Genomic DNA, 21,615 nt, shown 5'->3' with positions numbered 1-21,615 from the left:
AAAAATTTATTTAGGTTCAAATACCAACGTCATCAGGCGGTTATTATCAAATACCTCGTTGCAAATCCGCAATACCTGGTCGGCTGTTACAGCGTTTACTTTGGCGAAAACCTCGTCCAAACTATCGGCATGGCCAAAATCGAGCAGGCTTTTAGCCATGGATATGATCAGGCTCATACGGCTTTCTTCAGCCAAGGCAATCTGCCCTATGAACTTCTGTTTTGCCTGATGGAATTGCAGGGTGCCCAATTTATTATCGCGCATCTTTTTCAGCTCCCGCAGTATTAACTTGGTGGCCTTGGCCGCTTTTTCAGCATCTGTACCAAAGTAAATCGAAAACATACCGGTGTCGGTTAGCGATGTGTAATTAGACTCGATGGTGTAGGCAATGCCATGCTTCTCGCGTATCTCCAGGTTGAGCCTGCTGCTCATACCCATGCCCCCAAGCACGTTGTTAGCCAGTAGTAACCCATATTTATCAGCATGCGCCGATGAATAGGCTTGCGTGCCTATAACGCAATGCGTTTGTGTAATGGGCTTTTGCTGGATGATGTAGGCAGACGAATTAGCTGCCGGCGCCAGCCGTTGTTTTTTACTATAATTAGCCGGTACTGGGGCAAAATATTTTTCGGCAAGCTTAACTACCTTTTTAAAATCATAATTGCCGAAAACACCAAACACCATTTCATCGGTAGCGTAATTGGCTTTAATAAATTGGCGGATGTCATCCCCGTTTAATCGCTCAACGGTTTCGGCGGTGCCCAATATGTTATTGCCCAGCGGATGATCGCTGAATAACATACCTTCAAAGTCATCCTGTATGGCTTCTTCCGGCTGATCGAGATAGGAAGCTATCTCATCCTGAATAACGCCCCGCTCCTTCTCCAATTCATCCTGTGGGAAGGTGCTGTGGAATAATATATCCTCAAACAGGTCGGCAGCCCGCTCCAGGTGTTCCTGTAAAAACGAGGCGTGTATGCAGGTATATTCCTTAGTAGTATAAGCATTCAGGTCGGCGCCTACAAGCTCGAGCCGGTTTAATATTTGTGAGGTATTTCGCCGTTCAGTTTCTTTAAACACCAAGTGCTCTATAAAATGAGCGAGGCCATCTTTGCCAGCCGCTTCATCGCGCGAGCCGGCATTGATCAGAAAGCAGCAATGCGTAACGGCGAATGGCGCGTGTTTAAATAATATGCGTATGCCGTTTGGCAACGTATGTAGCTGATAATCCATATTAAGTGCGCAAAGATAGGGTTAATTAACGCAAACATTGTCAGCGTTATGTAGGGTGAAAAGATGTACCTTAAATTAAGGTTAACCGGCTGCCAATTATAATTATTTGCGGTTTTTTGTTTGTTTTGTACTACATTAGTCGTAAAAATTACTTTGCATAGTGAGCCATACCCCAGGCCGTTGCAAAGCGTTTAAAATACTCACATTAAAACTGACATGAATATTAAGATAGCCGACCTTGAATTTGAACCGTTTGTTGCCGCTGATGAGATAGAAAAACGTGTTAGAGTAATAGGCGCTCAGCTTAATGTTGATTTTAAACACACAACGCCAATTATAGTTGGTGTGCTTAACGGTAGCTTTATATTTATAGCCGACCTGATTAAGCAGATAACCATACCTTGCGAAGTTACTTTTACTAAGCTGGCATCATATTACGGCGGTACATCAAGCACACGAAAGGTACGCGAGGATATCGACCTGAGCGTTGATATAGAAGGCCGCGATGTAATATTGATTGAGGATATTGTAGAAAGCGGTAATACCCTGCACTATTTGCTGGATAAACTTGCAGTACGCAAACCAAAATCAGTTACGGTATGCACACTGCTGCTTAAGCCCGCTGCCCTCGATCATAAAATAGATGAGCTGAAATATGTGGGCTTTGAAATTGAAAACGACTTTGTTATAGGCTACGGACTGGATTACCAGGAGTTAGGCCGTAATTTAAAAGAGATTTACAGGAAGGTATAAAAATCCCCTACAGGAAGAACTTAAAATAGTAATTGTCATTTCGACGAGGTACGAGGAGAAATCTGCCGTTCGGCGATAAACGAGTACAAATTCCTTATTAACGTTGGGAATGACTAAGAAACATTTTATAAACCAAAAGAGCCTGCAAAATGCAGGCTCTTTTGGTTTATATTTCCGTAGCTGGTTGCAGCTTTGTTTTTTTTACGTTTACAGGTTGCGGTACTTTTACGTAGTAGCCCGTGCCATCGTAAGTACGCTTACGCGGGTGGCTCATACAGGCATCGCTGCAGCAACCGTCCATTTTGGTGCCGCAGGCATCGCACTGGGTAAAGTGCTCATTACATTCAGGGTTTGCGCAATTAATCATTTTATCGGTAATAGTACCGCAGTTATAACATTTTGAGATAACCTCCGGGTTTACGCTATTTACATCGACGGATAAGCGATTATCGAACACGTAACATTTGCCTTCAAAATCTTTCCCTCCGGCTTCTTTGCCGTATTTAATGATACCGCCATGCAACTGGTAAACATCAGTAAAGCCTTCATGTAATAACAAGGCCGATGCTTTTTCGCATTTGATACCGCCGGTGCAATAGGTTAATATCTTTTTATCCTTGTACTGCGCCAATTCGTTGATCATTGCCGGAAAATCGCGGAAATTATCAATATCCAGCGTAACAGCGTTCTTGAATTTGCCTAAGGAATGTTCGTAATTTGAGCGTACGTCCAATATCACCACATCATCTCTATCCTTCATCTCCATAAACTCAACCGGTTCCAAATGTTTACCGGTTTGTTGCTGCGGGTTGATGATGTGCGGATCGCGCAGGCCCGAGTGCACGATCTCTGACTTGTACCGAACGTGCATTTTTACAAACGAAGGCTCGTCAACCTCGTCAATCTTAAACTCCAGTGAGCCGAAGCGGCCATCGGCTTTAATGGCATCCATATAAGCCTGGCAGGCTTCAACCGTACCGGAAACAGTGCCATTAAGCCCTTCATCAGCCACAATTATGCGACCGGTTAGCCCAAGTTCTTTACAAAATTTAAGGTGATCTGCGGCATACTGCTCCGCATCAGCTATTGTTGTGTAACAATAGTACAGTAGGGTATTATACTTTGCCATAAATACATTGATACCGCTGCAAACGGTGTTAAATGAACCGCAAAGATACTTAATATCGTTTAATCTGTAAATAGCTGATTTTAAACCACAGCAGTACAATTATCGCTTTGCTTCTGCCGCTTTGCTTTCCTGCTGTTTTGCAAAAGCTTTAATAGCCTGATTAAATAGCTTTATATCATGTTCTTTGGTAAGTTTGTCAACATCTTCGCCATCAACTTCATAAGTCATCGTAGAACTTTTCATGGTCGATACCGCTATTTTGTCGCCGTCCACCTCGTATGATAAAAAGCTTTCTGGTTCCATATGCGCAATTTTAGTTTTTGTCTTATCTAAAACGATTGTACCGGAAGTGCTCAACGTTTCAGTGTGGTTTTCTGAACGTACTTCTGTGCGGGTCTCCCTATTAAAGTTACATGATGATATTGCTAAGGCAAGGCCTAAAGCTAAAATAAGTGTTAATTTTTTCATGCTATTACGTGTTGATTTATAGTTAGACGCATAGCGCTTTGCAATTGTTACCTGATGCCGTAATAAAGCCTGATACCCTGCACATATTTTTGATTGCCGGCGAATGATATACCGTAATCAACACGGAAGAACAGCTTTTTAATACCCACATATAGCTCGTAATAATTGCGGCGGTTATTCGCGTTCAGGTAATTAGCACCCACTACTTCTTCAAGCTTAAGGCCCCGTAAAAAGCCGATCTTGTTGAACAGCACGCCCGAAAAATTATGGAAGTAGTGCGCCTCGAGGAAAGACCTGTCGGTACTGAACTCATAGAATGGCAGGAAATGGAAGCTACCCACATAAGTAGGATCAAACGTAGTACCCACGTTACCTAAGAAGTGATTATAGTCCATAAAATACAAAGTATTACGGTTTAAAAAGGTACCCGCGGTTATTTTGTATGATGAACGGCCGTACAGTCCCATAGTAATCTCGTCCTGCGAAAGATCAACCGATGCGAAATCATAATCTACATCAGATCCCAATACGTTATTTATCCCCTTGCGATAGTTGAATATAAGCGTAGGGTATTTTGATTTAACATAGTATTTGCCATCCGGACGGTTGAGGTAACGCGGGTTGAAGGTAAATTCAACCGAGGTTTTAAAAGTAAGCGCATTGTGATCCGGAAACAGAAATGAGCGATCATCCGGTGGCGCGGTAACCGGTGCCAACGGGTTATTTGACCGATAGTCTTTATTCTTTGAATCAAAAATATGATTGAACGAGGTGTTGTATAATTGCCTGCGGTTAGAGTAGCCTAAGCTGGCGTTCCATAATATACCTGCCGCCAACTCACGCTGGTAGCCAACCTCGCCAAATTTTGAGCGGTAATATTTTACGTAGTTGTTTTCGTAAATAAGCGAGCTCACTGTATTAAAGAACAGGGAGCGCGTGCCTACATTGTTAAGGTCGAGCACGTCCGAGCCGAAGCTGGTATAAATTTTCGCGTTGTTAAACTGGTCATACAAATAGCTGGCTTTAACATTCGCGCTAAGCATTTTGCTCGAAAAACCGTAGTGCAGCGTAGGTTGAACGGTAATATTGCTCAGGTTAGTAAACTGCCTGCTAAACGTAGGCCTGAAATCAATACCCCAACCCTCAACCGTATTGTAAAAAATGGTTTTATAAAATGGCTCAATGCGTACCGAACGCTTGGTGCGCCAATCGGTAGCTATGTATGGGAAAATAAGCCATGATACCGGCCTGAACTGGTTCTGCGATTTCTGCATCGAATCGAGATATTCGGCAGAATGCGTTATTTCAAACACGCTATCTTTCCGGATGTAATCTCGCTTCTCTTGCGTGGTGAGCGGTATCGGGCGGGTATTGGTCCAATACTCAGTGGTTTTTTTATTTGCTGCGGTATCTACCTTTAAAATTTCTCCATTAAAAAAGCCGGATTCAAAAGTAGGATCGAGCTTGTAGTTGTTATATATGGCAACGTAATAGCCGGCAAACTGAAAGCCGAACACATTACCACCAAAGTCAAAATGTGCCGAAACTGGCATCCATTTATCATTCTCAACGGGCACAAACTGCTGGCTGATCTGCAAGGTATCAATCAGGTTGATCATATTGGCCTTGCTGGTCAGCATCAGGTCAGCACCGTAAATGCGCCAGTCACCGTGCACAATGTAAATATTACCCTGAAATGCCTGGCTGTATTTACGGCGCGGTATAATCTGTATCTTATCAATTGTTTCGCCGTTTGATACGGTGCTGCCTATCAATTTAAACTGATAAAAATCAAAAGCGTTGTCAGCTACGGGCGTAACAAAGCCACGCGCGCTCAATCCGTTAATGGTAAAAATGTTCTCGTACAGGTTGAATTGTAGATCCGACGCCTTATTGTAGCTAAAGGCAGTGTTTTGACCGGCAACTTTTGAGGCGATGGTTATTTCGCGCACCTTGTTGGGCCTTTCATAATTAAACTGCGACAGGGATTCGGATTGGTATAAAATGCCACGTCCGTTCGAGTCCAGGTCGAGTGCCCGGGCAACTTCCTTACTCATCAGGTTTTTAGGCGCTTTCAACAATTTTTGTACGCCTTTTATATATACCGCGCATGAGTATCCTTTTACTTCTTCAAGATAGAACTTTCGTTTTTTGACCACTTCGCGCATGATAGCCATACCCGGATCGGCATCGGCAGATCGTTTGCCGGTTACAGTGACTTCATTAAGCAAAAAAATCTCGTCCTGCAGTTGAACGTTATTTTCAATGTCCTTATCGGTTACAGTGATTTTTACCACCTTTTCCTTATATCCTACAAAGCGGTATACTACATTGTATTGCCCTGGGCTAAGGCGTAAATCGTAACGCCCGAATTCATTGGCTGTAGTGCCGTAGGTGGAATTCCGGATGTACACGGAGGTAAAGGGGATTACCTTGCCGTCAACATCAGTTATTTTACCCATTAGCTCATATTGCTGCTGGGCAAATGCGGCAAACGTGCTTAACGCGCTTAAAATCAATAGTAAGTATCTTCTCATAGTATTACTCACATAATACTATCGGCTGTAAAAATGTTTTATCAATGCGTATATATTTCAAAGGTTTGATTTTTACGTGTTAATAAAATTTCAATGTGTAATTTTACCCGCATAAATAAACTGACTTTATGTACAATACACTGCAACCTGTGTTACAGCAGGAACTTACCGAAATAGAGAATGCCGGGCTATATAAACGAGAACGCATAATAACCTCACCGCAAGGTGCCGATATAACCGTTCAGAGTGGTAAAGAGGTGATCAACTTCTGTGCTAATAATTACCTGGGCCTGTCATCGCACCCGCGCGTAATTGAGGCGGCAAAGGCCACTATGGATACGCATGGTTATGGCTTGTCGTCCGTACGCTTTATATGCGGTACGCAGGATATACATAAGCAGCTTGAACAAAAAATATCTGAATTTTTAGGTACCGAAGACACCATACTATATGCCGCGGCCTTTGATGCCAACGGTGGTGTTTTTGAGCCTTTGTTTAATGATAAGGATGCCATAATATCCGACGAGTTGAACCATGCTTCCATTATTGACGGTGTACGCTTGTGCAAAGCGCAGCGCCATCGTTATAAGCATGATGACATGGCCGACCTGGAAGAAAAGTTGCAAGCTACGCAGGATCTTCGTCATCGTATTATTGTTACTGATGGGGCGTTCAGTATGGATGGTACTATTGCCCAGTTAGACAAGATTTGCGAGCTGGCCGAAAAATACAATGCCCTGGTGATGATTGACGAGAGCCATTGCTCGGGCTTTATGGGTAAAACCGGCCGTGGCACACATGAGCATCACAATGTAATAGGGAAGATCGATATTATCACTGGTACCCTGGGTAAGGCATTGGGCGGAGCTTCGGGTGGCTTTACCTCAGGCCGTAAAGAGATCATTGATATGCTGCGCCAGCGTTCACGTCCGTACCTGTTCAGCAATACGCTGGCACCGGCTATTACCGGCGCCTCAATAGCTGTGCTGGATATGCTGAGCGAAACCACTGACCTGCGCGATAAACTGGAAAGCAATACCCAATACTTCCGCGAGAAAATGACCGCTGCTGGTTTTGATATAAAACCGGGCGTGCATCCTATTGTACCGGTTATGCTGTACGATGCTAAACTGGCGCAGGAGTTTGCCGCTAAAATGCTTGAAGAGGGTATATATGTTATAGGCTTTTATTACCCGGTAGTGCCGCAAGGCAAAGCGCGCATACGTGTGCAACTATCAGCCGCGCATGAGCAGGAGCATCTGGACAAAGCCATTGCTGCATTTACTAAGGTTGGCAAGGAGCTGGGCGTGATTAAGTAGATTTATACGTATAGTTTAGTTATATTTGTACGTATAAGTAAATGCTATGGCAAAATTAACATTAAGTATTGAGCCTGATGTAATAGAAAACGCTAAACGGTATGCGCGTGGCAAGCATAAAAGTTTGTCGGCCTTGGTGCAAGACTATTTAAAGAAGATAAGCGACGATAATGGTAAGGAGGACGAGTTGCTTAAGCGCCTTAATTTAATGATCATACCGGATGATCTGCAAGCACTGACAGGCATATTGAAGGGGAAATATCCTGACGACGTTAATTACAAGGATATAAAAGGCGATTACCTGAAAGAGAAATATGGTTTATAATCATGTTTTTTTAGATAGCGATATTATCTTAGATATGTTCTTTGATCGTTATCCATTTTCGGACTATACAAAACTATTGTTAATCGAATGCAAAGCCCGGAACATAAAGCTTAGCACCTCGGCAATAGTAATAGCTAATTTAAATTACATACTCTCGAAAAAGTTAGGCAAAACTGATACAAGAGAAAAATTAAAAGAGTTGATGAAATGGCTTACCATACTTTCGGTTGAAAGTATGGTGATAGAAAAGGGATTGAACAGCGATTTTTCTGACCTGGAAGATGCTTTTCAATATTTTACTGCAAAGCGATTTAAATGCGAGGCCATCATCACCCGTAATATAAAAGATTATAAGCATGCCACATTGCCTGTGCTAAGCGCGGAGCAGTTTTTAAGATCGATATAATATAATGCAACAACAAATAGATAAATACACGCAGGAGATCAACAACTTTGTAAAAGCCACAGCCGATGAGCTGGAAGCTTTCCGTATAAAGTTTTTGGGTACCAAGGGTGTGGTAAAAGACCTGTTTGAGCAATTTAAAACCGTTGGCGCCGAAGAAAAACGCACCTTTGGTAAAGTGCTTAACCAGTTTAAGCAACTGGCCGAAACCAAATATAACGAGCTTAAAGAAAGTGCCGGTACCGCTGCCGAAAGCGGCAAAACCGAAGCTGATCTTACGCTGCCGGGTGATGGTTTTGCGTTAGGTTCACGTCATCCGCTATCGCTGGTGCGTAACGAGATCATTGATATTTTTAAGCGCCTGGGTTTTGTTGTGGCCGAGGGGCCTGAAATTGAGGATGACTGGCACAACTTCTCGGCACTTAACTTTCCTGAGGAGCACCCGGCGCGTGATATGCAGGACACCTTCTTTATTAAAAAGAATAATGGTAAAGATGATATTGCGTTGCGTACGCACACCTCATCTGTACAGGTGCGCATGATGGAGAATGGCAAGCCGCCGTTCCGCGCTATTATGCCGGGGCGCGTTTACCGTAACGAAGCTATCTCGGCACGGGCGCATTGCTTTTTTCACCAGGTTGAGGGTTTGTATGTTGATGAAAATGTATCATTTGCTGACCTGAAGCAGACCTTGTTTCACTTTGTACAGGAGCTTTACGGCGAGGGTACTAAGGTGCGTTTCCGCCCGTCGTACTTCCCGTTCACTGAGCCATCTGCAGAGATGGATATATCGTGTACCATTTGTAAGGGCGACGGGTGTAACATGTGTAAATACACCGGCTGGGTTGAAATTTTAGGTTGTGGTATGGTTGACCCGAATGTGCTGGAGAATTGCGGTATCGACAGTAAGAAATACACCGGCTTTGCCTTTGGTATGGGCATCGAACGTATAACCAATCTTAAATACGTTATTCGTGATCTGCGCTTGTTTTCAGAGAACGATGTGCGCTTTTTAAAACAATTTAAAACCGAGATCATCTAAATGAAGGTTGTGCTGTGCGCATTACTGGGTTTATTACTGATTAGCTGCGGTAAGCAGAATGATGTAGTGCCCTATGTGCCGGTAAATATCACGATCCAGCGGGCAGATCCGCGGTATAACAGCATAAGCAGTGCCGGTAGCGTAATCACCTTAAGTGGTGGCGTAGCGGGCATCGTAGTTTATAACACCGGCAGCGGCATTGTAGCTTTTGACCGTTGCAGCAGCTATCAACCTGAAAAGGCTTGTGCGGTTGCGGTTGATGAAGGCTTATTCACGGTAACAGACCCATGCAGTGGATCAAAATTTTCGTTACTGGATGGTTCGCCTGTTAAAGCACCGGCCACGCGGTCACTGCGTTCTTACACTGTAATTATAACCCAGTTTGAGATCAGAATAGTAAACAGTTAATGGAAGCCGATAAAATAAAAGACAGTATAAAGCGGGCAGCGCAGGATCTGTTCCGCAAATTTGGCTACCATAAAACCAGCGTTAATGAGATAGCTAAAAAGGCCAAGATAGCCAAAGCGACCATCTACAAATACTTTGAGAGTAAGGAGGCCGTGTTGCACTCTTTGCTGATGGATTATATACGCGTTAGCGTTGATGAGCTGATTCACATCAATACGCCTGAAAAAAGCGAAGAGGAACACCTTACCAACCTCATCATGAAAACCTGCCGACTTTCGTATACCGTGTGTAACGAGTTCATCGGCTGGGAATTCATCCGGGAATCAGCCAACTCACAGGAGTTTTTAAAGAACCTGTCTAACGAGCTGGAAGATCTCCTGGTGTTATCCTTCACCCAGTTAACCGGTATGCGCAAGCACGAAACATTTCAGCAACGCTTACGCTTTTTGATCAAGAGCAGCAAAAGCATTGTGTTCAGTTTCGCGTTTACCTCGGTTAGTGATGCTGACGTACGCAAGAACTTTGTATCCTTTCAAAAAGAGATACTGCCTTATTTGGTTAAGGCAGCACTCATAGTTTAAAATTATTTTTGGTTACAAGAATACTGGCCTGTCCAGTTTTATAGCTATACGATAGGCCGCGTTCATCAAGCCCACATGGCTGTATGCCTGCGGAAAGTTGCCCCACATGCTGCCTGTTTCTTCGTCCACATCCTCGCTGAATAGTAACAGGTGGTTACAGTATTTCATCAGGTTCTCAAACTCACGCATGGCATCATCCAGCCTGCCTACGCAAGCCAGCGCCTCAACATACCAAAATGCACAGATCAGGAAAGTAGTTTTTGGCTTTCCAAAATCATCGGCATGCAGGTAACGGTAAAACAAACCGTTGGGCGTTTTCAGCTCTTTTTCAAGTGCCGCTAAATGGTCTTTTGCCTTTTGCGATGCCGGGTCAAGGTAGTTCATCATGATAAGTTGCAGCGTACTGGCATCCAGGTGCGGACTACCGGCGGCGTTGGTGTACACCTTGCGTACCGGATCATAACAGCTTTCAATATGCGCGGCGGCGCGTTCCTTAAGTGCTTTTGCCTTTTCTTCTAAATCTTTATTGCCGATGGTAAGCGCCATCTTTTCAGCCGCATTGCAACCTGCCCACTGGAAAAGATTGCTATAGCAATGTATGTTGGCCATGTTGCGGAACTCCCATATACCGGCATCCTTCTCGTCAATGGTACGTTCAATTTTATTGAGTACCGATTCAATCCACCTTACAGAATCCTTTCGTTCGCTGAAAATAAAGCGGTGATCGGTATATAACGGCAGTAGTGATATGAGTACCTGGCCATAAATATCATTTTGAATATGCTCGTACGCCTGGTTGCCTACGCGCACGGGTTTGTCGCCCAGGTAGCCGTCCAGGTGATCCATGATCTCCTCAACCAGTTTCTTTTTGCCGGTAATGCCGTACAGCGGCTGGTAGCGAAATTCGTCTCCCTCTGATATGGAAATGTCGGACACATAATTAAAATACCGCTCCATCTCCTCAAAATGCCCAATGTGGTTTAGCGAGGTAAGTACATAATATGTATCGCGCAGCCAGCAGTAACGATAATCCCAGTTGCGGGTACTGCCCGGGTGTTCGGGTAAGCTGGTTGTACTTGCGGCAATAATAGCCCCGGTATCTTCGTACTGGTGTATTTTAAGGGCCAACGCCGAACGAATAACATAAGGCTGAAAATACCCGGCTATTGATGAATGCTTGATCCACAATCTCCAATATTCAGCCGTATTGCGTAAAAATGTTTCGGCTGTACTTACCAGGGGCGCTTCCAGCGGATCACCGTAAGATAGCAGCAGGTATTTGGCCTCATTCAGCTGAAAATATTGCTCGTCGATAATATAACTTAAAGGTATATTGGTAGTGAGGCGCATGGTTTCCTCGCAACCTGCATAATCAATATGATTGCTGCCGCGGCGCGCCTTTTGTTTGCGGCGACCGTAATCACACACCGGCTCGCATTTTACACGTATTTTTGGTAAACCTTCAAGTGGTTCTATTTTGCGGATCAGCATCAAAGGTTTAAAATACCTGTCGTACTGGCGAAAGCGCGGTGCAAAATCCGTTATCAGGTATTCACCGTCATCGCAACTCACTTTAGTGCAAAGCACATTGGTGTTTTCAAGATAATACTGTTCTGTTTCACAATCACCCTCGGGCAGTATGGAAAACTCGCCGCCTTTTTCTTTATCCAGCAAACTGCCGAAAACAAAAGTGCTGTCAAAACGTGGCCAGCAAAGCCACGTAACATTTGTGTTTTTGTTGATGTGGGCCAGGTAGGCGCAATTGCCTATCAGGCCTGCATTATACATGTGTTTCTCCATACTTTTCCTAACGGATCAAATTAAAAATTTATGCCTCTGCGTACATTAAATCAATTAAAGTGCTGATTTTGTTTGCGTTTTTAGCCATTTAAACCACTTAATGAGCTTTTGTGAAATATTTTTAAGTTTAAAGTGCAACTTATCTACGGGTACCTGCGTCTAATAATCAACAAAGCTTAAACACAATTAACCAATACACTATTAACATCATGAAAGCTATCAATAAAATTATGCTGGCCGCCCTGCTTGTTGCAGGCAGCAATGCGGTTACCCTTGCATCAAACTTCAACAATAAAGCCGTTGTCCGTTCGGCGCAAACTACTGAGGATCGCCACCTTTCGGGCTTTAACGCGGTGTCGGCATCCGGCTCATGGGATGTATACATCACACAGGGATCTACCGAATCCGTTAAGGTTGAGGCGCCGTCAGACGTGATAGGTAAGATCGTTACCGAAGTTGACGGCGGTACCTTAAAAATCTACAACAAGAATGATAACTGGAACTGGAGCTTTAGCAATAAAAAGATCGCCATATATATAACCGCCAAAAGCCTTAATAGTATCACGATGTCAGGCTCGGGCGATATTTTCTTTAAAAACGGGATAAAGGGAGATAAGCTGGCTTTACGTTTAAGCGGATCGGGGGATATCATAGGGCGCGTTACAGTAAATGAACTGGAGAGCAGCATATCAGGCTCAGGGGATATTAAGGTAAGCGGAACAGCCAAAACATCTGCCGTTAAGGTAGTAGGAAGCGGTGACTTCACAGGATCTGACTTGGTTACCCAGATCAGCATGGTTAAGGTGTCAGGCAGCGGCGACGCGCGCGTGAACGCCAGCCAAAAGGTTGATGCATCAGTTGTAGGCAGCGGCGATATATTTTATACCGGCGGCGCTACCAATGTATCCTCGTCAAGCGCGGGAAGCGGCGATATTCACAAATTTTAAGATCACTTTCCCCTGTTAATAAAAAAGCGATGAGCTAGCTCATCGCTTTTTTTGTATTTTAGAGTTTCTAACTATAACCTAAAATGAGTCCTAAACTTCTTCACAACCGGCCCTTAAATGATTATGAAATTAACGACAGCTTTGATTTTTCGATTAAGGCTACCGCTATAAAAAATTTTCTTGAGCAAAATACTGAATCGCTCGACCAAAATAAAATGTTGGTTTTGTATGGTGATTGGGGTAGCGGTAAAACATCTTTAATGCGCCATATTGAGAATATTATTGATAAAGGAATTTATAAGCCTATATTTTTTGAAGCGTGGGAGCATGAAAAGGATCAAAATCTTGCGCTTTCCTTGTGCGATGCACTAACAGAACATATAGAAGGTAACAGTGAGATTATAAAAAATTTCATGAAGGGTGCATTTTCAACATTAAAAGGATTCGCAAGCGGCATCACTTTAAAATCATCTTTATTAACAGGATTAGGAATTGATTTAGAGTTTTCAGGCAAAGACTTTGTTGAGCAGCTTGATAAATCTGACACACCCTCGTTTTATAAATCTAACAAGGAGTTCAAAAAATCTTTTTGGGCTGTTGAAAAAGAGATATTAAAGACTTCTGGAGCACAAAAACTGTTGGTTTTTATTGATGACCTGGATAGGTGCGAACCCGAACACGTACTTAACTTGATTACAGCCTTGAAATTATTTTTTACTTATGGTGACAAAGTAATATTCTTTTGCGGAATCGATAAAGATGCGGTGGCTAAAGCTGTAAAAACAAAATATAACGACGTTGTGAAATCAGAGGAATACTTAGAAAAAGTATTTGATATTGGTTTTAACATGCCGAATGTATATTCCTTACGCAAACTTTTACTGCCCTATTTCAAATCTAAAACACGACTTTCAAACGATGAAGAAATTGATAATGTTGAGCTGATTGAAGAATTCTTTGTAACAATCGGTTTCACCAATCCCCGGCATTTAAAAAAAATATTTAATAAATACACAATACTGTTAGGATATAAAAGATCTAATCTGCCTTCCAATATTGCCAATCTTATACCCAATATAATAAACAATGGCGATGGTGATGTTTTTGAGACAATCTACTGTTTGTTTTTCTTAATACTTTATGATTTTCGTCCAGAAGAGTTTTTAGATATCGAAAAATATGACAGAAAAATAAATACATATATTGAATTATATCTTAGAGACAATAAAGATCAAAATGCTGAAGAGGTTATTAAAGATATAAGAAGTTTAATATCTGTAAACGATATTAGAACTATAGAAATTCGTTCACTATTATCTTCGTCACGCTCCCCATTCGTAAAATTTATTTTGTTTTTTTCACATAGTCAGCCTAAAACTTTTGGGCCAATATATGGTCAAAATCTGTCAAGATACAACGTCTACTTTACGGATAGTTCTATTACCACAGCGTTTTCTCAGTTTCTTATGCAATATGAAGAAGCATTAGTTGATATTCAGAAAGAGTCAAGATATTATATATATAATTTATTTAATCTAGTAAGATATCTTTTATAATCTCGTATAAAACGCCATTTGCACTACATTATTTAATGTACCGCTGCTTATAGCCTTGGTATATTGATTAAGGTAGCCCAACTCTAAATCAAATTTCTTGCTGAAACGATAGCCGAAGGCTACGTAAGCGCGGTTCTGATCAAAAAAGTGGGTGTTTACCTTATTCTTATTCTGCACGTTTAAAAACACTTCATTTTGCAGGGCGATGAACGTTCCCTTGCTGAAATTGGTGTCGCGCCGGGTTGGGATAACCGCGCGGATAAAGTAACGGAAACGCTGTGCAAAATAGTTGTCGTCACGGTCATCAGCCGAATCGCCCAGGTAGCGCTGCTCCAAACGAAAGCGGTGCGATAGCTGTATGCTGACCCCTGTTTTATGCACCTGGGTGAATTGCTCAAATATTCGGCTTTCGGGCCTGAATGTTTTTTCACCGTCCGGGGTGCGCCCGTTGGTAGTTACATATGCATAACCCAGGTTTACAGATTGGTTCTTGTTAAAATGATAAGCTACTGATGGCCGAAGTAAAATATTACGTAAATAGTCAACCTTATCAGCCGAACGGAATTGGCCATCGAACGCGTAACCCCAATGTTCAGATAGTTTTTGCGTATGAAACCATGCCCCCCAAACGCTGAACTGCGAGGTCTGCGCGTACAATTTACTGCCGCTCAGGCACAGCACGGTCAACAGGATAAGGTATTTATTTTTCATAACGCAGGTGGTTGTGTGTTATTAATTAAAGTTAACCAGTTTTTTTCGACCCAAGTCAACCACAATGCGGAATGCCTGCTGGTTATCGTTCAGGTGCGCGGGCGACTGGTGAAAACTGAACACAAACTGGCCTTTAATGTTTTTAAAGAGGAATGGTGTATAGATCACATCCAGACGGTTATACAGCTTTTTAAGGTAGTACGAGTCGCCATAAATAACATGCTGCCCCTGGCCCGCATAAAACTCATCAAACAGCGCTATGCGCTTGTAGCTGAAATAAGCTGCCGCCACAAAGCCGGCGTGGTTTTGGAAACCAATATCGCGGTTCATGCGCTCAAGCGACATCATGCCACCGGCTTCAATACTTAGTGAGTCGAGGCCGGTTAGTTTTGTCAGGTTCATACCCAGCTTGATCTGTGCTGCGCCGTTATCACCCAATGGATGGTTCGGGTCGGCTATTTCGGCACCGGCATCATGCAGCATCATAAAGTAGTGCGACAGGTAGAACATGCCGCTCAGCGATGGCTTAAATTTTCCGGAAAAACCAAACAAAAATTGCTCCCGGTCCGTAGCGGTTTGGCGGCTCACCCAATCCAGCCATACCGTTTCAGTAAAATGTTCGTCGGTATATCGCGTTAGCAAACCTTCCACGTTAGGGCGGTAGTAACGCAGGGTATCATTCAGTATCGAGCGTGGGTAATCAGACAGCAACCCTTCGCGCGGAAACATACCCGCGTTAAACCGCCAGTTTTCGCCATGATACTCGTAGTAAGCAACCGGGTTAACTTTTAAAAAGTAAGGCTTGGCACCAAATTCATGTATGCCATTCATGCCCACAACAAAACGGTTAACGCTATCTATGTTCCAACCCAGATCGAGCGCTAAGCGCGTGCCCGAATAAGTGCGCGAGCGTGGTATAAATGCCTTGTATTCGCGGTTGTCTAAAAACCCAAGCGCATTAAAATGTATATCCAGATTCTGTTGCGCCCAGGCGGCGGTGTTTATCGCAACAAATAATAAAAACAGGTAAAGCTTTTTTAACATGCCCAAATGTACTATTCCACAACGATAGTTATAAAGCCGCTGTTGCGGTTACCGTCAAAAGGTGTTGTGCGTAAGGAGAAAAGCATATCATATTTACCTTTTGTTGACGGAGCTTTTACTGTAAAGGCATAACGCGCATTACGCCCAGGTTCAATTTGCAATTTATTAAAGCTACTATCAGCAGCCTGAACGCCCGCATCCTGTTTGCCGTCAAAAAAAACGGCTTCTAAAGTTACCGTGTGTTTAACGTTATGGTTGCTGAAATTGATGGGGTACTGATAAGGATTGCTTATAGTGAGATTAAATGTATGCGCCTGGCCCGGTTTCAGCGTCAGCTTTTTCTGGTTTGTAGTAATGCTTACACGCTGATAGGTACGCACACTATCAATCAAGCCGGTGTACCATTTTCCGGTGGCGGTTACAAGGGTATCGGTAGTGGCAACGTCAGATTCGCGGGCTACGTAAAACACACGCTTGTTCTGCACGCTGTCTTCCAGTGGCCATATTTCAAATTGCGTCAGGCGGTAGTAGCGCGAATCGTACGAAAAGCACTTAAGCGTATTGTTGTAGTAACAATATTTGGCGGGCAGCTGAAAGCCATCATTCATTACCAACCAGCTATTACCGGCTTTTTGTTTAATGACGTGCGCCCAATCCCTGTACCCAAAGAATTTTTTGATAGCCTGCACCTGCTTTACCGGAGCGGGATGCGCAATTACCAGCATCCGGATTAAAACGATGATCACGATATTAGCTACGGCCAGTTGCTGCAGCCATTTCGGTGGAGTTGTATTGGTTAGCTGCGCGCTCAGCCAGATCAGTAAGGCAGCGAAAGCGATGATGGTCCATTGTGGCTGTACCTCGCCACGCAGTGAAGTAAATAGAAAAAAGAGGATAGTCCCTATAAAATTTACCTTTAATAAGCGTGTGAAGCTATCCGAAGCGCGCAGGGCGAAACCTTTGTAAAACAACAGCCAGCCGGTTAACACACCTGCCATTAACACTTGCGACAGCATGTAGAAAAAAGTGTAATCAAACCGATAAGTTTTCTCCGAACGGTCGGCCAGGTGATACGCAACTGAGGGATAGTTATGGTTGATCTGCCATAAAATGTGCGGGGTGTACAAGGCCAGCGCCACCGCGGCTATTAGCCAGAAGGTGCCGCGCTTTAATATTTTAATATCGGCCAGTATGGTAAAACCAACCAATAATATGCCATGATACTTGCTGTACAACAACCCTGCTAAAATTACACCCAGTAATACGGCTTGCAGCCAGGCATCTTTTTGCAGATAACGTTGATAAACGTAGAAGAATAAGGCGGTGAAAAACAACAGCGGCCCATCGGGCGTGGTGATGAATCCGTAAATATGGAGGGTAAACATACCGCTGGCTACCAGTATAAACCACCTGGCTGAAGCGCCGCAGCGCTCGGCCGTTTTCCATAACAGGAAAAGTGATGCCGTGCTCGAAAATATATTAATAAGCCGCAGGCCAAGCTCATTATGCATCAGCACATCGCCCGCGCGGATAAACAGCGCCACCATTGGCGGATGGTCAAAATAACCCCAATCTAAAAACCGGGAGTACAGCCAGTAATAAGCCTCATCGCTATGCAGCTCAAGCGTGCAGGCTTGTATAATGTTAAACAGCGTCCATACAGCCAGGAAAGAGCCGATATACCTGCCGCTATTTTTAGAATATGTATTTTTTATAGATAACATTAAGTTTTGTAAAGGTAAACTTAATACGGTTAAGTTTATTTTATGACAGGATAAAGAGATTCCTGTTCGGGATAAACAATAAATTAGGAGTTTTAACCACCAACAATTTAACTATGATAAAAGCGATAGAAATATTGCAAAAACCCCGTTTGCAGTTGCTGCAATTGATAGAGTCGCTCGACATACACCTGCTGAACGAAGTTCCTGCCGGTTTTAATAACAACATTGCCTGGAACCTGGGCCACATAGTTGCCGCGCAACAAGGGGTTTGCTATTTGCGTGCCGGCCTGCCCATGCGCATCAGTCAGGATTTGTATGAGCTTTATAAGCCCGGCAGCCGCCCGGAAAAATTTATCAGCGAGGCCGAAATAAAGGAAATCAGCGGCTTGCTCACCACCACATTGGAGCAATTAGAGCAGGATTATACCGAAGGTTTGTTCAGCAATTACACGCCGTGGACGACGCGCTACGGTGTCGAAATAAATAACATAGGCGACGCGATCAGCTTTCTGCCTTTTCATGACGGGTTGCATCATGGTTATGTTTTAGCACAGCGCCGCGCCTTATTTGGCAGGCAACTTTAATGTTGATGGGGTGTCAAATATTGCCCATGCAATAAAAACATAGGTAAATATTTTGCATTTTTGTGATACTGAGGTAGGTTATTATTCTGATAACTATGAGTGAACGGATTATACTGGTTTGGTTTAGAAATGATTTGCGTGTGCACGATAACGAGATTTTGTTAGAAGCTACACGCAAAGCCGATAAAGTATTGCCCGTTTATTGCTTCGATCCTGTTTATTTCACGGCTGATGAGCATGGCCGGTTAAAAACAGGAAGCTTCCGTGCCCGGTTTCTGCTGCAATCTGTAGCTAACCTGCGCGACAACCTGCGTAAGCTTGGAAGCGAATTATTGATCCGTACCGGCAACCCGGCTGAGATTATCCCGCAATTAGCCGCCGAATACGAGGTTAACGAAGTTTACCATCACCGCGAAGTAGCTTTTTTGGAAACCGGTATATCTGAAGAGGTGGAAGCAGCCCTATGGAAGCAAAAGCTGAACCTTAAGCATTTCATCGGGCACACCCTGTATCATAAAGAAGATCTTCCATTCCCAATCAAGGATATTCCGGATAGCTTTTCGGTATTTAAAAAGAAGGTTGAACGCGATAGTAGCGTGAGGCCGGAGACGGATACACCTGAAAAGATCATCACCCCTGATATAACTGATGCGGGCGAATTGCCTACACTTACAGATCTGGGGCTGGAAGAGCCGGTTGACGATCCGCGTGCAGTCATAACTTTCGCCGGCGGAGAGTGTGCGGGCATTGCCGCCCTCGACGAATATTTTAATACCAATACTCCTGTCAAAGCAAAAGCCGCGCGTAACCCGCAGGCTGCCGCCGATAATACCTCAAAGCTATCGCCATGGCTGTCATTGGGTTGCCTGTCCCCACGTAGGGTTTATTTTGAAGTGGCCCGCCACGAAGGGCAAAGCAATAGTAATCCACTGATATTAGAACTGCTTTGGCGTGATTACTTCCGCTTTATGTTTAAAAAGCACGGAAAGAAATTTTTTGATGCGGCAGGATTTAAGGCCGGCGCGCCCGAAACCACAGCTGAGCAGGATGCTTTATTTGCGCAATGGGCAAACGGCACTACCGGCGTGCCTTATGTTGACGCCGCCATGCATCAGTTAAATGCCACTGGTTACATCAACAACTACGCCCGCCAGATAGTTGCCGGATACCTGGTACGTGATCTGAAGGTTGACTGGACCCGCGGAGCACTTTATTTTGAGGAAAAACTGATCGACTACTCGCCGGCCAGTAACTGGGGCAACTGGGCCTTTGTGGCCGGTGTAGGTAATGATCCGCGCGAGAACAAGAATTTTATCACCCGCCAGGTAACCCAACTCGAAACCAAAAGCCCGTTTATTGACACCTGGCTTTCTGCCCATGAGGCCGAACAAGCGGTTTAACGCTTACGCTATTTTAAACTAATCTGTATAACGCTTTTTTAAAACCCTGCTTTAAATGCGCTGTTGAAAGTGCATGGGTAAAACGCTGCGTTTAATTCTTGGCGATCAACTTAATAGCAATCACAGCTGGTTTAAAAAAGTTGATGAGGATGTGATTTACGTGATGATGGAAGTAATGCAGGAGCAAGAGTATGTAATGCATCATGTGCAAAAAATACTGGCTTTTTTTGCCGCCATGCGCAACTTCGCCCACCAGCTTGCAAAAAAAGGCCACAAGGTAATCTACTTCAACCTCGATGATAAACATAACGAACAAACCATTGAGGGTAATATAAAACGTGTTGTTAACGACAATAAAATAGAGCGCTTTGAATACCTGCTGTCTGATGAGTATCGCCTGGATGAACAGTTAAAGCAGATATGTGAAAAGCTAAAAGTTGATACCGCATCAGCTGATACCGAACATTTTTTTACTACCCGCTATGAGGTCAAGGAGTTTTTTGGCGACAAAAACTTTTTAATGGAGAACTTTTACCGCAGCATGCGTGTAAAGCACCAGGTACTAATGCAGGGCAGTAAGCCACTTGGTAACAAGTGGAACTTCGACCATGATAACCGGAAAAAATACGATGGTAAATCGCCTTTAGTACCGCCTATTGAGTTTAATCATGATGTATCGGCGCTTAAGGAAATGATCGACGCAAAAAAGGTAAAATACTTTGGCGAGGTTGATGAAAAGCATTTCCCATGGCCGTTAAGCAGAAAGGAAGCGATTAAGCTGATGAACTATTTCTGTGAGCACCTGCTGCCCCACTTTGGTACTTACGAGGACGCCATGCTGCAGCAACATATTAGCTTATTCCACTCACGTATTTCCTTTGCCCAAAATTCAAAGATGATTGCTCCGCAAGAGATCATAGGTAAGGTACTGACTCATTATAATAAACATCAGCACGAAATAAGTCTCGCTCAGGTTGAGGGTTATATTCGGCAGGTGATGGGTTGGCGTGAATTTATGCGTGGCGTGTATTGGGCAAAAATGCCTGAGTTTGCAACACTCAATTTTTTCAACCATCGCAGCGAACTTCCGGAATGGTTTTGGACAGGTAAAACCAGGATGAACTGCCTGAGCAAATGCATCGGTCAGTCGCTTAACAATGCCTGGGCGCACCACATACAGCGCCTAATGGTTATCGGCAACTTTGCGCTGCTTGCGGGCTTAAACCCCGATGAGGTGGACGCCTGGTATCTGGGCGTTTATATTGATGCTATTGAATGGGTGGAGATCACCAATACGCGCGGCATGAGCCAGTTTGCGGATGGGGGCATTATCGCGTCAAAACCCTATGTGTCATCGGCCGCCTACATTAATAAAATGAGTGATTACTGTGGCAATTGTCATTACGATTATAAAAAGAGAACCGGCGAGAAGGCATGCCCGTTTAACAGCCTGTACTGGAACTTTTTTCACCGTAATGCCGATAGGCTCGAGGGTAATCACCGCATAGGGATGATGTACAACATCCTCAAAAAAATGAACAGGGACGAAATAAACGAAATAAATAAGCAGGCTGATATATACCTCGACGCAATAAATGAGTTATAGTTATAAACATTACCATGTTAGTAACTGTTAAATCATTTTTTAAAA

20 protein-coding genes are annotated in these 21,615 nt (G+C 43.7%); 12 read left to right on the top strand and 8 right to left on the bottom strand.

Features of this window, described 5'->3' with window-relative positions:
- Positions 1-6: 6 nt before the first annotated feature.
- The gene (locus LT679_RS12670; protein WP_232177963.1) at positions 7-1,233 is read right to left on the bottom strand and encodes a M16 family metallopeptidase; all 1,227 of its coding nucleotides are present in this window, start codon (positions 1,231-1,233) and stop codon (positions 7-9) included.
- A gap of 216 nt (positions 1,234-1,449) precedes the next feature.
- On the opposite strand from LT679_RS12670, the gene hpt reads away from it, so the two are divergent.
- Positions 1,450-1,986, top strand: a complete 537-nt coding sequence (gene hpt, locus LT679_RS12665; RefSeq protein ID WP_232177962.1) for a hypoxanthine phosphoribosyltransferase — start codon at positions 1,450-1,452, stop codon at positions 1,984-1,986.
- Positions 1,987-2,152: 166 nt separating this feature from the next.
- Here the strand turns inward: hpt and trhO are convergent, their stop codons facing one another.
- From trhO to LT679_RS12650, 3 genes are all read right to left on the bottom strand, one after another.
- The gene (trhO, locus tag LT679_RS12660) at positions 2,153-3,115 is read right to left on the bottom strand and encodes an oxygen-dependent tRNA uridine(34) hydroxylase TrhO (protein ID WP_232177961.1); all 963 of its coding nucleotides are present in this window, start codon (positions 3,113-3,115) and stop codon (positions 2,153-2,155) included.
- 99 nt (positions 3,116-3,214) lie between these two features.
- Entirely contained in the window at positions 3,215-3,583 is a 369-nt protein-coding gene (locus LT679_RS12655) for a hypothetical protein (protein ID WP_232177960.1), read from the bottom strand.
- Positions 3,584-3,630: 47 nt separating this feature from the next.
- Positions 3,631-6,120 carry a DUF5686 and carboxypeptidase regulatory-like domain-containing protein gene (locus tag LT679_RS12650; protein ID WP_232177959.1) on the bottom strand — a complete coding sequence of 830 codons (2,490 nt, stop codon included), beginning with the start codon at positions 6,118-6,120 and terminating at the stop codon, positions 3,631-3,633.
- A 128-nt stretch (positions 6,121-6,248) separates the two neighbouring features.
- Between LT679_RS12650 and kbl the strand changes: the two genes are divergently transcribed.
- From kbl to LT679_RS12620, 6 genes are read left to right on the top strand one after another with little or no spacing between them, the layout of a single operon-like run.
- A complete protein-coding gene (gene kbl / locus LT679_RS12645; RefSeq protein WP_232177958.1) occupies positions 6,249-7,439 on the top strand; it encodes a glycine C-acetyltransferase in 1,191 nt (396 codons plus the stop codon).
- Between the two features lie 46 nt (positions 7,440-7,485).
- Complete coding sequence (locus LT679_RS12640) at positions 7,486-7,764, top strand: DUF6364 family protein (RefSeq protein WP_232177957.1); 279 nt, start codon at positions 7,486-7,488, stop codon at positions 7,762-7,764.
- The gene (locus LT679_RS12635; protein ID WP_232177956.1) at positions 7,754-8,170 is read left to right on the top strand and encodes a type II toxin-antitoxin system VapC family toxin; all 417 of its coding nucleotides are present in this window, start codon (positions 7,754-7,756) and stop codon (positions 8,168-8,170) included. Before LT679_RS12640 ends, LT679_RS12635 begins: the two co-directional genes overlap by 11 nt.
- A 4-nt stretch (positions 8,171-8,174) precedes the next feature.
- A complete protein-coding gene (gene pheS / locus LT679_RS12630; protein ID WP_232177955.1) occupies positions 8,175-9,209 on the top strand; it encodes a phenylalanine--tRNA ligase subunit alpha in 1,035 nt (344 codons plus the stop codon).
- Positions 9,210-9,617, top strand: coding sequence for a Rieske (2Fe-2S) protein (locus LT679_RS12625; RefSeq protein ID WP_232177954.1), 408 nt, complete (start codon positions 9,210-9,212; stop codon positions 9,615-9,617). It abuts the gene before it with no gap.
- A complete protein-coding gene (locus LT679_RS12620; protein ID WP_232177953.1) occupies positions 9,617-10,198 on the top strand; it encodes a TetR/AcrR family transcriptional regulator in 582 nt (193 codons plus the stop codon). The genes LT679_RS12625 and LT679_RS12620 overlap by 1 nt, the downstream gene beginning before the upstream one ends.
- 12 nt (positions 10,199-10,210) lie before the next feature.
- Here LT679_RS12620 and LT679_RS12615 read toward each other — a convergent pair whose 3' ends face one another.
- Entirely contained in the window at positions 10,211-11,998 is a 1,788-nt protein-coding gene (locus tag LT679_RS12615) for a glycoside hydrolase family 15 protein (protein WP_232177952.1), read from the bottom strand.
- Between the two features lie 209 nt (positions 11,999-12,207).
- Here LT679_RS12615 and LT679_RS12610 point away from each other — a divergent pair, with 209 nt between their 5' ends.
- Both LT679_RS12610 and LT679_RS12605 read left to right on the top strand, forming a co-directional pair.
- Positions 12,208-12,945: a head GIN domain-containing protein gene (locus LT679_RS12610; protein WP_232177951.1), complete on the top strand. Its 738-nt coding sequence runs from the start codon at positions 12,208-12,210 to the stop codon at positions 12,943-12,945.
- An 83-nt stretch (positions 12,946-13,028) separates the two neighbouring features.
- Complete coding sequence (locus LT679_RS12605; protein WP_232177950.1) at positions 13,029-14,501, top strand: KAP family P-loop NTPase fold protein; 1,473 nt, start codon at positions 13,029-13,031, stop codon at positions 14,499-14,501.
- On the opposite strand, the gene LT679_RS12600 is transcribed toward LT679_RS12605, so the two are convergent.
- The 3 genes from LT679_RS12600 to LT679_RS12590 are packed head-to-tail and all read right to left on the bottom strand — an operon-like array spanning position 14,496 to position 17,980.
- Entirely contained in the window at positions 14,496-15,212 is a 717-nt protein-coding gene (locus tag LT679_RS12600) for a DUF2490 domain-containing protein (RefSeq protein WP_232177949.1), read from the bottom strand. The two genes, LT679_RS12605 and LT679_RS12600, sit on opposite strands and share 6 nt — an antisense overlap.
- A gap of 21 nt (positions 15,213-15,233) precedes the next feature.
- The gene (locus LT679_RS12595) at positions 15,234-16,256 is read right to left on the bottom strand and encodes a hypothetical protein (protein ID WP_232177948.1); all 1,023 of its coding nucleotides are present in this window, start codon (positions 16,254-16,256) and stop codon (positions 15,234-15,236) included.
- Positions 16,257-16,267: 11 nt separating this feature from the next.
- A complete protein-coding gene (locus LT679_RS12590) occupies positions 16,268-17,980 on the bottom strand; it encodes a glycosyltransferase family 39 protein (protein WP_232177947.1) in 1,713 nt (570 codons plus the stop codon).
- Positions 17,981-18,093: 113 nt separating this feature from the next.
- Here LT679_RS12590 and LT679_RS12585 point away from each other — a divergent pair, with 113 nt between their 5' ends.
- The 3 genes from LT679_RS12585 to LT679_RS12575 all read left to right on the top strand — a co-directional run bounded on the left by LT679_RS12585 (position 18,094) and on the right by LT679_RS12575 (position 21,570).
- Complete coding sequence (locus tag LT679_RS12585; RefSeq protein ID WP_232177946.1) at positions 18,094-18,564, top strand: DinB family protein; 471 nt, start codon at positions 18,094-18,096, stop codon at positions 18,562-18,564.
- Between the two features lie 95 nt (positions 18,565-18,659).
- Positions 18,660-19,964 carry a DASH family cryptochrome gene (locus LT679_RS12580; protein WP_232177945.1) on the top strand — a complete coding sequence of 435 codons (1,305 nt, stop codon included), beginning with the start codon at positions 18,660-18,662 and terminating at the stop codon, positions 19,962-19,964.
- 73 nt (positions 19,965-20,037) lie between these two features.
- The gene (locus tag LT679_RS12575) at positions 20,038-21,570 is read left to right on the top strand and encodes a cryptochrome/photolyase family protein (RefSeq protein WP_232177944.1); all 1,533 of its coding nucleotides are present in this window, start codon (positions 20,038-20,040) and stop codon (positions 21,568-21,570) included.
- Positions 21,571-21,615 lie beyond the last annotated feature (45 nt).

Origin of the sequence: Mucilaginibacter roseus, from assembly GCF_021215455.1 — a bacterium.
Taxonomy (GTDB): domain Bacteria; phylum Bacteroidota; class Bacteroidia; order Sphingobacteriales; family Sphingobacteriaceae; genus Mucilaginibacter; species Mucilaginibacter roseus.
Note: the sequence above shows the minus strand (reverse complement) of the source record. Positions and strands in the feature narration are given on the sequence as shown.

Excerpts from the sequence above, each read along its gene's own strand:
- hpt (WP_232177962.1), top strand. The coding sequence starts at position 1,450 with ATGAATATTAAGATAGCCGACCTTGAATTTGAACCGTTTGTTGCCGCT.
- LT679_RS12670 (WP_232177963.1), bottom strand. The coding sequence starts at position 1,233 with ATGGATTATCAGCTACATACGTTGCCAAACGGCATACGCATATTATTT.
- LT679_RS12625 (WP_232177954.1), top strand. The coding sequence starts at position 9,210 with ATGAAGGTTGTGCTGTGCGCATTACTGGGTTTATTACTGATTAGCTGC.
- LT679_RS12585 (WP_232177946.1), top strand. The coding sequence starts at position 18,094 with ATGATAAAAGCGATAGAAATATTGCAAAAACCCCGTTTGCAGTTGCTG.
- pheS (WP_232177955.1), top strand. The coding sequence starts at position 8,175 with ATGCAACAACAAATAGATAAATACACGCAGGAGATCAACAACTTTGTA.
- trhO (WP_232177961.1), bottom strand. The coding sequence starts at position 3,115 with ATGGCAAAGTATAATACCCTACTGTACTATTGTTACACAACAATAGCT.
- LT679_RS12655 (WP_232177960.1), bottom strand. The coding sequence starts at position 3,583 with ATGAAAAAATTAACACTTATTTTAGCTTTAGGCCTTGCCTTAGCAATA.
- LT679_RS12580 (WP_232177945.1), top strand. The coding sequence starts at position 18,660 with ATGAGTGAACGGATTATACTGGTTTGGTTTAGAAATGATTTGCGTGTG.
- LT679_RS12615 (WP_232177952.1), bottom strand. The coding sequence starts at position 11,998 with ATGGAGAAACACATGTATAATGCAGGCCTGATAGGCAATTGCGCCTAC.
- LT679_RS12595 (WP_232177948.1), bottom strand. The coding sequence starts at position 16,256 with ATGTTAAAAAAGCTTTACCTGTTTTTATTATTTGTTGCGATAAACACC.
- LT679_RS12605 (WP_232177950.1), top strand. The coding sequence starts at position 13,029 with ATGAGTCCTAAACTTCTTCACAACCGGCCCTTAAATGATTATGAAATT.
- LT679_RS12635 (WP_232177956.1), top strand. The coding sequence starts at position 7,754 with ATGGTTTATAATCATGTTTTTTTAGATAGCGATATTATCTTAGATATG.
- kbl (WP_232177958.1), top strand. The coding sequence starts at position 6,249 with ATGTACAATACACTGCAACCTGTGTTACAGCAGGAACTTACCGAAATA.
- LT679_RS12640 (WP_232177957.1), top strand. The coding sequence starts at position 7,486 with ATGGCAAAATTAACATTAAGTATTGAGCCTGATGTAATAGAAAACGCT.
- LT679_RS12600 (WP_232177949.1), bottom strand. The coding sequence starts at position 15,212 with ATGAAAAATAAATACCTTATCCTGTTGACCGTGCTGTGCCTGAGCGGC.
- LT679_RS12590 (WP_232177947.1), bottom strand. The coding sequence starts at position 17,980 with ATGTTATCTATAAAAAATACATATTCTAAAAATAGCGGCAGGTATATC.
- LT679_RS12620 (WP_232177953.1), top strand. The coding sequence starts at position 9,617 with ATGGAAGCCGATAAAATAAAAGACAGTATAAAGCGGGCAGCGCAGGAT.
- LT679_RS12575 (WP_232177944.1), top strand. The coding sequence starts at position 20,038 with ATGGGTAAAACGCTGCGTTTAATTCTTGGCGATCAACTTAATAGCAAT.
- LT679_RS12610 (WP_232177951.1), top strand. The coding sequence starts at position 12,208 with ATGAAAGCTATCAATAAAATTATGCTGGCCGCCCTGCTTGTTGCAGGC.
- LT679_RS12650 (WP_232177959.1), bottom strand. The coding sequence starts at position 6,120 with ATGAGAAGATACTTACTATTGATTTTAAGCGCGTTAAGCACGTTTGCC.